This window comes from Paenibacillus sp. IHBB 10380, from assembly GCF_000949425.1.
Lineage (GTDB): Bacteria > Bacillota > Bacilli > Paenibacillales > Paenibacillaceae > Paenibacillus_AQ.
The window spans coordinates 2,023,937-2,036,027 of sequence record NZ_CP010976.1 but is presented as its reverse complement, the minus strand read 5'-3'; the positions used below and the strand labels follow the sequence as shown (position 1 = coordinate 2,036,027).

Below are 12,091 nucleotides of genomic sequence, written 5' to 3'. Positions count from 1 at the left end.
AGTCTTAGAATATACCAGGAACGAAAATATTACGAATTGTTGAGATGCCATGAGAAAAAATATAAGTAAACAATGGTCAAGTATTTATCGAAAGTGCCAGATAATGGAGTGAAATAGGAGTTTGACATGTCACCATTTGGTGTCCTATAATCAATATGACAACAAATGGTGTCCTATTAGATTATTATGAAGTATAACCGGTGACATTGCAGGAAATATTAATGAAAAGGTTGGGGGGATTTTGAACGAAAAAAATCAAGTGAGGGATGTTTACGACGCTGTTGCTGATCCAACAAGGCGAAAACTACTTCGAATGTTGTCAGATGTTGAAGAATTACCCCTACATGAGATAACGGTTCATTTTCAAATGGGGCGTACAGCAGTTTCTAAGCATTTGGCTATCCTTAAAGATGCTAATCTCGTAATTGCTCGAAAGGTTGGTAGAGAAACGAGGTATCGGTTGAATGCCACTCCGCTCCAAGAAATTAAAGATTGGGTATCTTTTTACGAAGGATTCTGGAAAGAAAGAATGGTGAAATTAAATCTTTTATTGGAGGAAAAAAAATGAAACCAGATGTATCATTAGATTTTCAATTTACAAGTTCAATCGAGCAGGTGTGGAACGCTTTAACGGATTCGGATACTCTTGCGAAATGGATATGGAAAAATGACTTTAAACCAATCGTAGGACATAAATTTCAATTCCGAGCTGAGCCAAATGAATGGTGGGACGGAATTGTAGATAGCGAGGTACTCGAAGTGGACGAGCCTCATACATTATCTTACACTTGGGCAAGTGCGGGAGAAAGCACTACTGTTACATGGACTTTGAAAAAAGGTTCAGATGGAACTACCCATCTACATCTCGATCAAACTGGATTTAGTGAAGAAACAAAAGCCCGCGAGGGAGCCATCGAGGGAGCTAAATATGCTTGGACGAACATGGGTAGTCAGCTCGAAAAAGTGTTAACAGAACTGTTAAAATGATTTCTTCATCCTCTAGGATGCCTGCTTTTCAGGACCTTAATAATATTAATCGTTTGATACAAATAAACCATTCTTCTACAATCGGGCGCTTTTCTGGAACACGGAAAGCGTCATTTTTAATGGAATAAAGGATGAGTCAAATAACAAATTTTGTAATAATTATAATTTAGCAAACGTGGCAGGATGGTTGTAGAAGCTCTTATAGTATACTGAGAGTTAAGTAAATATTTTGTGGGGTTGCGTTGAAAAAAGGACCACTAATTGCTGGAGAATGGAAAGGATATCACTATGAAAATAAATCAATTAATTGCGAACAATATTAACAAATTAGATGCAGTACTACCAGTTGATGAATCGTTAGGAATTGCTGGTTTGTCTGGATCTGGTAAAACAACTTTTTGTCAGACCATTGGTGAAGAATCCAAGAAGCGTCTCGTTTCCTTATTGCCAAAGGCTGAATATCAGTATTTATTTCCCAATATTATGGAAACCAACTTCAGTGCCATTAAGATGGAAGAAATGCCACTTGTACTTTTTCTAGGTAGATCATCAATTTCTTCAAATCCACGTTCAACCATTGGCACACATACTGGCGTGTTTACAGAGATTCGTGTTACTGTTGCTGAAAAATATAATCTTTCACCAGAAGTTTTTTCATTTAATAATGAATTAGGCTGGTGTCCAGATTGTAAAGGCCGCGGAACTACTAAAAATGTCGAGTGTAAAAAGTGTAAGGGGAAGCGCTATAATCAAGAAGCTGAACAATATAAAATTGAATTATTGGATCAAGCACAGAGTATTTCCGATATCAACGACTTAAGCATTGAAACCATTGTTTCACTGGCAGATGTTCTAAAGATTAGTGAAGGTAAACAACAAATTCTAACAAATATAATCAATATGAATATTGGTTATTTAACATTAAATCGCATTATGGGTACATTGTCAGGTGGGGAGTTAACACGACTTTACTTGGCAGAGTTTATGGCAACAAGTGAAAATACGGTTATTATCATTGATGAAATCTCCGTGGGTCTTGATCACCAAACCCTATTGAAAATTTTAGCAGAGATTAAACAATTGGGATATAAGAATCAAATTTGGCTCATTGACCATTCTGACACGGTGCTCGATACAGCGGATAAGCACTTGTTTTTTGGATTTGGAAGTGGTAAATACGGCGGGAAAATTGTTGAAGAATCACCACGTCCTGGGCCAATCAATGGGGAACGAAATCAGGCAACACCAACAGAATATTACCAATTTCATGATCTTTACTGTCGTAATATTCAAATGGCTGAAATTCAGATTCCTAAAAATAGACTTGTAACTTTTACGGGTGAATCTGGATGTGGTAAATCTACACTGGTCAATGAGTGTATGTCCAAAGATTTTCTGAAGCGATATCCCAAAGATAAACTGGTAATAGTAGGTCAAGATCGAAACCAATCGATTACCAGTCGGTCAACCGTTGCTACTTTTCTTGATATTAAGAGGAAACTCACAAAATATAGTGAAGATATTGATGATATTTTCGAGCGCTCGATTGAAGATATTATTGATGAACTGCCAAATGAAGACATCGCTCATAAACGCTTAAGCTTATTGATCAAACTTGGACTTGGTTATTTGACGTTGGAAAGAAAAACACAGTCTTTATCGACTGGTGAATTTCAATGTGTCCATTTAGTTTCTGAGCTGTTTGTCAACTCAAGAAACCCACATACGCTATTTATTTTTGACGAGCCTTCAAAAGGTTTATCACAAAATATTTTAAATCAATTCATTGATAGCATTAGGGTCATTTTGCAGGATGAATCTGTCTCCATAATAATGATTGAACATAATTCATATATGCTAGAAAACTCTGATTTTATTGTTGATTTTGGTAAAAGACAGCTTGCACCTGTGGAGCATCTTGATGTTGTCAGTCATGATGATTATTATCGTGGGCAAAACAGTGCAGATAATGTGGCTCCATCGCAAATTTCTTCAACACGAAAGTCAGAAAATGGAATTAACTATATAAAAGAAAATCAGATTGCCTATTTTAAAAATGCAGAAAACGTCTATAAGGGTGGCATCTTAAAAAGTTTATCTTCAATGGCTCGTTTGATTTATGGTGAATATGAATCTGAAACCATTGCACCCATCATCGCCATTGATCTGGAACGGCACTTGTATAGTCAATATAGTTTTCTCTATGAAATGGGTGGCATGATCAACCATATTGTGGCGGCGCATCCAACCAATAAAGATACGAATAGCTTCGATTTCTATTATCAAGACAATCATTGTCCATGCTGCTCGGGCCGCCGGGTGATTGAAAAATTTGATTTTGATGTTGTTATTCAGGACAAAACCGTGCCATTCTGGGATGGCTTATTGCATCCAGATGCGATGGAGATTTTAAAATTCTATCAATTTCCAAAATTACAATTCATCTTTGATGAGATTAAGAATGAGCTCGGTCAGGATATAAGCAAAAGTTATAACGAGATGACAGAAGCAGAAAAGCATACCTTTTTATACGGGTATTGGGAAAAGTCATTCTATGATAAAGCAGGCAAGGCATCGAGGATTTGGGAAGGCTTTAATTTCATCATTGGGCGCTATATGGTTATATCGAAATCGATTATTAAAGAGCATATAAAAGAATCCAAAGAAATGATTACCTGTCCAATCTGTCAAGGAACCGTACTAAATCATCATAAAAAGCTAAAATTTGGCGACACGGATATTCGTGAGATTATTGGGCAGCCTCTTGATCAAGTCATTAAAACCATTGGTAAATTACAGGTACTAGAAAAAATGAAAGCCATCGTCGGCGGCGATATGGTTTTGACAGAAGATGTCTCTCTATTGCCTAGGGAAACACAAGTCGCTCTGAAAATGCTTGAACTAGAGCTGGCAAGCTTTTCGCACTATGAAATGGTTTTACAAAATGTCCTGCCATTCTGGGGCAGTATAGCTCGCAGTATCGAATCCATCAGCATGAATAATCGGATCACCATCTGTGATTTTGCCAATATCACTGAAACGAGAGAAAACATCATTGATAAGTATTTCACCAATGGAAAATACAAAAAACTAACCTATGTCTATGAAGCGTTTGGTTACAAAAAAATTGTCACCCTAATTAATAAGATTAAAGCAAGCCATCCATGTCCATTCTGTAAAGGGAAGAAAGTAATTTCGGAAGATGGGCTCCATGATGGCGTGTATAAATTATCGGTACCATGTGTTAGTTGTTATGCAAGTGGCATCAATGATGAAGGGCGTAAGGAAATCGTCGATGGCATGGACGTGCAAACATGGCTAACTGGCAAAGTAAGTGATGTTGTTCCTGAAAGCTTAAATATTGAGGCTGTTGCAGATATTCCAATTTTCAATCGTATTCGTGAGTTGAATAAACAAGAAATGATGGCAATTCACCAATTCCTTGAGGAAAATAATTAAATTAGAATGATTGAAACAAGCTATATTTTAATACAAAGCTAGATGTCAGTCCGTGAGGAAAACTCATTTGCAATAATGAATTGCAGATGAGTTTTTTTGCTATTCTGAAACGGAGATTGTTGGTTTATAAGAATATATTAATAGAAGGAAAGGGGAGGTGTAAGAGGACATGAACTTGTACCGTTAGCCACGAAGTCAAGCCCGGGACGTTTACAAATTTCGGGTGACAACAATAATATCTCATTAAATACCGCTTATTAGCGTTTTTTTTCAAGTAGGTTCGAATCAATTGTACCCGACAACACGGCATCTGTCGGATGACAAGAATCTGTACCGCTAACCGAAATAGGCCAAGAATATGTTCCGGTGGCCGATGATGATTAAGCTAACGGGCAGTTATCCGTGATGAAGCATATTTAAGATGGCAGATTGGGTAAAATTCCTATAATTGTTTTGTACCATCCATAAACATGATAATATTGTAAAATGATACAGATGGATGTTTCTAGCTGAATTAACTATCGATGTCCGAGGAGATGTGCTAATGGGAGGTTAACTTAGATCTTTTGACTGTTTTCATAATCATTAACAGGGGGGGAACATGAATGCTCTTAAGAACAGAAAGATTATCAATACGTATGTTTCAATCAACGGACTGGCGAGCTGTTCTTGAATATACATCTGACAGTAATGTTATGAAATATTTACCCGACGGGATATTTACAGAACAAGATGCGAAAGATTTTGTGAATAATAACATGAATGAAAATGCTGAAAAATTCGCTGTAATATTAAATGATGGAAATGTTCTTATTGGTCATATGGTTTTTCATCAATGGTATGGCGAGAATACTTATGAGGTTGGTTGGGTGTTACATCCGAATTACTACAATAAAGGGTTTGCGACGGAAGCTGCACGGGCAATTGTTAAGTACGCTTTTGAAAAAGAGAACATCCATCGAATAATCGCTACTTGTCAGCCACAGAATATTCCTTCTTATCGTATTATGGAGAAGATTGGTATGAGAAGAGAAGCTCATTTTAAGAAGTGTATGCCTGCCAATTTTAAAAAGGGTACAGAATGGTGGGACGAATATTTTTACGCTATTCTAGATGAAGAGTGGAAATAGATACAAAATAATTTACATAAAATACAGGTGTAGATTTAATGGTACCAAGCCAATTATTCAAAGAATTTGGTGTGATGATTAAGCTAACGGGACACTATAGTTCAATAATGAGAGGGCTGCCGAGAAGTAGCCCTTGTTCAACTAACGGATGATGTGAGAGAGATGGTTAAAGAGTGCTGTAGATTAGGGGAAATTGGTTATAGTGGTGTACATGACCTGAGAAAACCATACATGGAAAAACTGGAGAAGGATTTATTCAAATCAATTTGAAAAAGGCGAAACAACAAAATTGGATTTAGCCAATAAAATCATGGAGCAAGTATCAAGCCATGAACGTTTGAACCCTATGTTCCGAAGGTAGAGCGTAAATCACGTAAGACAAAAGATGGGGAAATGAAATATTATCAGAAGGTTGTTCGTGTTAATGGTGAGCAGGTAATCGAATTGAAGTTTCAATTTGATAAATTAATGAGAATGTATGTAGCTGAGCAATTGGGTCACAACAAAGTAGCAACAAATAATGAATATAGAAGTGAAACCGCTAGAGCTCGAAGAACAGCGTTCAGAACTGAGATGAAGAAACGTAGAAAATAAACCATTCCTGAAGGGGTGGTTTTTTAAATTGGCTCTGTTAAATAATAATGTTGATATTAAATCAAAAGAAAAGAACTAGAAGCTAAGGTCCTTTTCTTAAATGTAATTACCTAAATGGGAGACTGACAATATAACCGATATAGAAAAACAACTCTCGAAAGAAGAATGGAATTTTACTGTTCAATGTCTTATATACGGAACTTTGGGTAGGTGATGAATATGCTTCCATTCCAGTATTTTTTGCCATTAAAATGGCTCTTTTCATATGCAATGGGTCACTTATGATAGTAAAAGTTTCAAAATTTTTCTCAGTTGCAATGTCATATGCGTATCTGAGGTTCTCCTCTGTGACTTTTGATTTGGTTTCAATCAAAATATCTTCCGAATTGACATTGTTGTTAATAGCATACTCCCTTGCAACCTCTGACTCTGCAAACTTATCACCCTTCCCCTTACCACCAGTAAATATTATTTTATCTACATAACCATTCTCATAAAGCCAAATAGAATGATTTACCCTTTCTCGTAAAACAGGTGACGGTTCATCATCCCAAGCCGCAGCACCAAGTACCACAGCCACATCAGTCTTAACTAATTGAACTTTGTCACTGAATGACCAAATACTAAACGCTGAATAGACAATTAAAATAAGGAAGATAACTATTATGGTGAAGACTAACCTGTACACATTTTTTTTTGACACTTTAAATCAATCCTTTACGATACTAAAGTAGCTTTGAAACATATATTTGAATTAACGATAAGTTGCTAATCTAAGCTTTTCATAAGTAGCATCTGTCGATAACAGACAACTATCAATAATCATATTACTGACCGTGTATTATCATTTCGGTGTTTAATAGTATCTAAGAATTGACCATCTCAAATAATGGGAATTCCAGTCCCGAAAATAACCATGAAAGATACAATCAATATAATTGACTAAGTAATAACGTCAATAAAAGCAGAAATTCAGGGCTTAGCGTATAATTTCGTTAAAATATTGTCGGGACCCCGATATGAACATTATTTCCAAGAATGGTTTTAAATAAATGTAACTCATTCTTACATAACCCGGTACATGCAACAGCAGCTTCACAGATCGGACAATGCTTCTCAATAAACAAGAGACTGCCATCGCCTTGATCCTTGACCTCGGCCATATAGCCTTCGTTTGTTAGAATATCGGCTAGTTTCCCCAGCTTCTCTCTAACGCCAGATGCGTCACCAAGGTGCTGTAGATATTGCTCTTGCATATTCTTATTCCGGACAGCCAGCAGCTTGTCTAGCCTCTCGTTTCCGAAAGCCTCTCTCATCGAATTGATCAGACTGACTGATAACTCAGAATATCCGCTTGGAAAACTGATCAGCCTCGGGATTTAATCTCCATAGCTTTGTTGGTCGACCCGTGGGTCTAACCAACCCTTCTTCTTTCAGAGCATTTAAATGTTGACGAATAGCCATTCCTGATAGCGAAAATTTGGAGGATAGTGCCACAACATCCATTCCCCCTGCTGCTTTAGCAGATCAATGATCGCTCTCCGGGTACTTTCCTTATTCGTTAGATTTCGGCTCATGGTGAACCTCCTTACTAAGCAACTAAATCTACATCACTGTCTACATTTTAAATAAAAATGTTGACAAAGTCAAAGTCGAACTGTAGCTTTAACTTTATAAACATTTATGTTTACTAAGTATCCAGATATGGTGTATACATAAAAAAATTTATTGGAGGTCACATTTCATGTCGTCTATCCTCAAAGCATTTTCAGCCCACGTTATTTTGCACTGTCCATAGGAATTATACTGTCGGTGATGGCAGTTGGATTCGAAGGCCTATCGGTAACGACAATTGCCCCTTCCATTGCTGGCGACTTGAACGGCCTTGACCTATTTGGTTGGATATTCAGTACTTATCTGCTTGTGCAGATTATCGGCACCTTGGTCGTCGGTCGAATCATTGATTGACAACCGTTCACTTTCGCACTTCTTTTGTTTATCGTCGGCTGATCGCTGCCGCAACAGCAGGCGATATGTATACCAGATAGGGTCACGGGCCATGCAGGCTTTAGGTGCCGCTTCTCTGCCTATACCAGCACACAAAATTTCTTGGTATTGGCTTTAATAGATGTGAAAGGTATTACTCCTTCTCAGGTCGGATTAATTGTAGCGAGCGCTACACTGAGTTGGTGCGTCATTGCATATTTGCAAGGACGTTGGGACTCGGCAGACCAGGGTCGTGGACGTAATACAAGAATTAGGAAATCGATAGAGATACGGTAACTGATGAATCCCTGATGACAAAATATTTTTAATCAACTTTAAACCGTTTATTGGCTAACCAAAAATGACGTTCCAAGGAGGAATTACTACGATGATACAGGTCAGTGAAGCAGCATCAGAAAAAATCGTCGAAATCTTATCAAGTGCTAATGCCCGTTCTTTCCTTAGAGTAGGCGTTGAAGAGGGGGGATGCAGTGGTTTATCCTATACTCTTATAGTGGATGAGAAGAAAACAGAAGGTGATATCTTATTAAATAAAGGTGAATTTAGTATATTGGTTCACACTAATAGTATTAAATATATTGAAGGTCTTCAAATTGACTATGAAGAAAGCGGTATGTTAGGCGGTTTCACCTTGGATAACCCTAATGTAAGAGCTTCATGTGGATGTGGAGCTAGTTTCAGAATGGCAAATTATCGTGGTGAAGTTAAAAAATGTGATTAAAATTTGGAAAGGGGAGTAGATTAATTATGTTATTTGTGGTGTCTGAAAAAGCTATCTATTCTTTTAAAAATGACTGGGATTTAAAAGAGGGCCAATATGTAAGAATTTATGCAAAATATGTAGGTGGAGGTTCAGAAGCATTCTCTATTGGTATAAATGTAAGTGCTACACCGATCGATCCAACTTTAGTTAAATCTATTGGAGGATTTAATTTCTTTATAGAAAAAACTGATGCTTGGATTTTGCAGGACGAACTTCTTCAAATTGATTGTAATGAAGACGGTATATTTTCAAATAAAATCTCATATTGAAAATATAAAGAAGGAGCTTTTCTATTCGCCGATAGTGCAATCATGGCTTTTTCAAACGTTGGGCACTATAAATTCGCAACACACAAAACTTTTAGAGACCATATAGAACCACTCCAGAAGAAGCTTTTCATTTAAATTCTACACGTGAGTACTTCAAGGAGAGAATTTCATGAATATTTTTGATAATCAAATACCTTTGGAAAAGTTAAAATTAAATGAGCCATTAAAAGACTATACTTATGTAAGAATAGGTGGTAAAGCAGACATGCTTATCCATCCAACAGCGAAAGAAGAAATTATAAAAATCGTGGAAATTGGAAAAATACATCAAATACCTCTGACTGTTATTGGAAAAGGATCAAATATAATCATTAAAGATAGTGGAATAAGAGGAATAACTATTTCTCTGAGCCATTTCCATCAAATTAAAGTCAGCGAGGACAAGATTATTGCGCAAAGCGGCGCCAATATTATAGATGTCTCAAGGATCGCTTTGGATAACACCTTAACTGGTCTAGAGTTTGCATGTGGAATACCAGGTAGTACAGGAGGCGCCTTATATATGAATGCGGGTGCTTATGGCGGTCAGATTGCCGATGTTGTCGAAAGTGCGAGTCTTATGACTAAAAATGGAGAAATTATGAATATAACCCGAGAAGAAATGAAACTTGGTTATAGAAATAGTATCTTCAGAAGGGATAAATATATAATACTTGAGGTCGAGTTTAAACTCGAAAAAGGGAACAAGGATGTAATTTCCAGTAAAATGAAGGAATTAACTTTTAAAAGAGAAGCTAAACAACCTCTCGAGTATCCCTCTTGCGGAAGTGTATTTAAACGTCCAGAGGGACATTATGTAGGAAAACTCATTCAAGAATGTAACTTACAAGGAACTCGAATTGGGGGAGCTGAAATCTCTACTAAGCATGCGGGTTTTATCATTAATGCAAATAATGCTACCGCCGAGGATTATTTAGAATTAATAAAATTAATAAAAAAAAGAGTACACGATAAATTTAATATTTATTTGGAGACGGAAATAAATATTTTGGGAGAATAATTTCTATTTATTAGGTATTTTAAGGTGAGTAAATTAGACACATATAAGAAGCTTTTTTGCTGTTCCAAAATGAAACCGACGTTAAAATCTGTGAGTAGTGTTAAATTTGAAAAAAATGTGGAGTAAGTATTGAAATATTGATGCCGGGGGACGATTAGGCCAAAGCCCAACTTTGATTACGATTACAATTCAATTGTGTTTTTTCCAAGGAGAAGAAACAGGCTTGAAAAGCATACTTTTAAAATAATAAATTGGAGAGAATTGAAATGTCCTCATGTACTTTACAAAAATTATTGAAGTTGAGGGAAGTGTAGATTTTAGCAGTGTAGAACCTATTAAGGAATGTGTTATGAATGGACTTGGTATTTCTATGCTTCCTTATTTCAATGTAAAAAGGGAATTAGATAATAGGTTATTTAACGGGGAAATTATTAAAGATGATCAATGCACGATTTCTACATTTGTTACTTATCATAAAGATAAATGGGTTTCTCCAGCCATGGAGAGCATGATTCATTTAATCCGGTCCTATTCTAAGGATTGGGATTGATTAAAAAATTTTCAGGACTTAGTTTAGTCTTTAGAGGAGATATTAGACCCTTCGGTGATCCAACGGGTCTTGAGATCGTAATGCATTTGGAATAAATTCCACTAATTATGATACTCCAATATCAAATTACGTTTTTTGTTAAGTTAACGGGACACTATAGTTCAATAATGACAGGGCTGCCGAGAGGTAGCCCTTTGTTCAACTAACGGGCAGGATAGTTGAACTAGTCATAAATTGAATAGTTTTAGTTTCTTTGCAATGAGAAATACTTTTATCTCTGTATAAAAATTAAAGGGAATAAACAAAACAATAATAATATACCTTTTAACAATCTAAATATATTGTAAAACGATAAATTTTGTGTTAAATTCAAATTAACATTAACTAAGTGAGGTGCTTTGTATGAAACGGGTGTCAACAAACTTTTTAAAAATAGCTATTATTCTTATTGGTATTCCGATTCTTGCTTTGTGCATCTTTGTGGTGCCTGAGATAGCGAATTTTGCTACAGAATTGTATCCAGATATGGCTTATATGAAATATCTCGTGTTAATCGATCTGTATGCAACAGCGATACCTTTTTATTTTGCTCTGTATCAAGCTTTTAAACTTGTAAGCTATATTGACAAGAATAAAGCTTTCTCGGAACTATCTGTAAAAGCTTTAAAGAATATAAAATATTGTGCAATCACAATCAGTATCTTGTATGTGGTAGGGATGCCACTTTTTTATCTCATGGCGGAGAAAGACGACGCCCCAGGTATGATATTAATTGGTTTGGTCGTTATTTTTGCTTCAATGGTGATTGCAGTCTTTGCTGCTGTTCTTCAAAGGCTTTTACAAGAAGCTATCGATATAAAATCAGAAAATGACTTAATAGTCTGAGGTGAATAACATGGCCATTATAATCAATATTGATGTGATGTTGGCTAAAAGGAAAATGAGTGTTACAGAACTTTCTGAGAGGGTTGGAATAACGATGGCTAATATTTCTATATTGAAAAATGGAAAGGCAAAAGCGATTCGATTATCAACTTTAGAGGCGATTTGTAAGACTTTAGAATGTCAGCCTGGAGATATTTTAGAATACAAAATTGACGAAGACACTCAAGGATCAAATGAACAATCGACCGTATTGAACTAATGGGACACTATAGCGCAATGTCAACAGGCTGCCAGCATCATCGGCAGTCCTTTTTCAACTAACGGGCATTTTACTTTAATAGAAACATCCATAGTATGGATTATATGGTAAGGTAAATAGAAATGTTT

General features: G+C 36.2%; 15 protein-coding genes and 1 pseudogene. 12 read left to right on the top strand and 4 right to left on the bottom strand.

Annotated elements, in window-relative coordinates; translation table 11 throughout:
• Positions 1–241: 241 nt before the first annotated feature.
• The 5 genes from UB51_RS08775 (at position 242) to UB51_RS08755 (ending at position 6,170) form a co-directional block, all read left to right on the top strand.
• Positions 242–568, top strand: coding sequence for an ArsR/SmtB family transcription factor (locus UB51_RS08775; protein ID WP_044876979.1), 327 nt, complete (start codon positions 242–244; stop codon positions 566–568).
• Entirely contained in the window at positions 565–987 is a 423-nt protein-coding gene (locus UB51_RS08770) for an SRPBCC family protein (RefSeq protein ID WP_044876978.1), read from the top strand. The genes UB51_RS08775 and UB51_RS08770 overlap by 4 nt, the downstream gene beginning before the upstream one ends.
• Before the next feature lie 288 nt (positions 988–1,275).
• Positions 1,276–4,446, top strand: coding sequence for an ATP-binding cassette domain-containing protein (locus UB51_RS08765; protein WP_044879992.1), 3,171 nt, complete (start codon positions 1,276–1,278; stop codon positions 4,444–4,446).
• Positions 4,447–5,051: 605 nt separating this feature from the next.
• A complete protein-coding gene (locus UB51_RS08760) occupies positions 5,052–5,576 on the top strand; it encodes a GNAT family N-acetyltransferase (RefSeq protein ID WP_044876977.1) in 525 nt (174 codons plus the stop codon).
• A 393-nt stretch (positions 5,577–5,969) separates the two neighbouring features.
• On the top strand, positions 5,970–6,170 hold the full coding sequence (locus tag UB51_RS08755) for a hypothetical protein (RefSeq protein ID WP_044876976.1): 201 nt from the start codon (positions 5,970–5,972) through the stop codon (positions 6,168–6,170).
• Positions 6,171–6,276: 106 nt separating this feature from the next.
• On the opposite strand, the gene UB51_RS08750 is transcribed toward UB51_RS08755, so the two are convergent.
• From UB51_RS08750 to UB51_RS29275, 4 genes and pseudogenes are all read right to left on the bottom strand, one after another.
• Entirely contained in the window at positions 6,277–6,873 is a 597-nt protein-coding gene (locus UB51_RS08750) for a YdcF family protein (protein WP_044876975.1), read from the bottom strand.
• Between the two features lie 51 nt (positions 6,874–6,924).
• A pseudogene (locus UB51_RS29655) lies at positions 6,925–7,065 on the bottom strand (IS1595 family transposase); the annotation flags it as partial.
• Between the two features lie 100 nt (positions 7,066–7,165).
• Entirely contained in the window at positions 7,166–7,426 is a 261-nt protein-coding gene (locus UB51_RS28900; RefSeq protein WP_234405579.1) for a helix-turn-helix transcriptional regulator, read from the bottom strand.
• Positions 7,427–7,612: 186 nt separating this feature from the next.
• Complete coding sequence (locus UB51_RS29275; protein WP_267884736.1) at positions 7,613–7,747, bottom strand: hypothetical protein; 135 nt, start codon at positions 7,745–7,747, stop codon at positions 7,613–7,615.
• Positions 7,748–7,982: 235 nt separating this feature from the next.
• On the opposite strand from UB51_RS29275, the gene UB51_RS28895 reads away from it, so the two are divergent.
• The 7 genes from UB51_RS28895 (at position 7,983) to UB51_RS08710 (ending at position 11,963) form a co-directional block, all read left to right on the top strand.
• Positions 7,983–8,138: a hypothetical protein gene (locus tag UB51_RS28895; protein WP_234405578.1), complete on the top strand. Its 156-nt coding sequence runs from the start codon at positions 7,983–7,985 to the stop codon at positions 8,136–8,138.
• Positions 8,139–8,544: 406 nt separating this feature from the next.
• The gene (locus UB51_RS08735) at positions 8,545–8,898 is read left to right on the top strand and encodes a HesB/IscA family protein (RefSeq protein ID WP_044876974.1); all 354 of its coding nucleotides are present in this window, start codon (positions 8,545–8,547) and stop codon (positions 8,896–8,898) included.
• Between the two features lie 26 nt (positions 8,899–8,924).
• Positions 8,925–9,209, top strand: a complete 285-nt coding sequence (locus tag UB51_RS08730; protein ID WP_044876973.1) for a HesB/YadR/YfhF family protein — start codon at positions 8,925–8,927, stop codon at positions 9,207–9,209.
• Between the two features lie 169 nt (positions 9,210–9,378).
• Positions 9,379–10,269, top strand: coding sequence for a UDP-N-acetylmuramate dehydrogenase (gene murB / locus UB51_RS08725; RefSeq protein WP_044876972.1), 891 nt, complete (start codon positions 9,379–9,381; stop codon positions 10,267–10,269).
• A gap of 274 nt (positions 10,270–10,543) precedes the next feature.
• Entirely contained in the window at positions 10,544–10,819 is a 276-nt protein-coding gene (locus UB51_RS08720) for a LysR family transcriptional regulator substrate-binding protein (protein WP_044876971.1), read from the top strand.
• 402 nt (positions 10,820–11,221) lie between these two features.
• Complete coding sequence (locus tag UB51_RS08715; protein ID WP_044876970.1) at positions 11,222–11,704, top strand: DUF2975 domain-containing protein; 483 nt, start codon at positions 11,222–11,224, stop codon at positions 11,702–11,704.
• Between the two features lie 10 nt (positions 11,705–11,714).
• The gene (locus UB51_RS08710; RefSeq protein ID WP_044876969.1) at positions 11,715–11,963 is read left to right on the top strand and encodes a helix-turn-helix domain-containing protein; all 249 of its coding nucleotides are present in this window, start codon (positions 11,715–11,717) and stop codon (positions 11,961–11,963) included.
• The last annotated feature ends 128 nt before the right edge of the window (positions 11,964–12,091 follow it).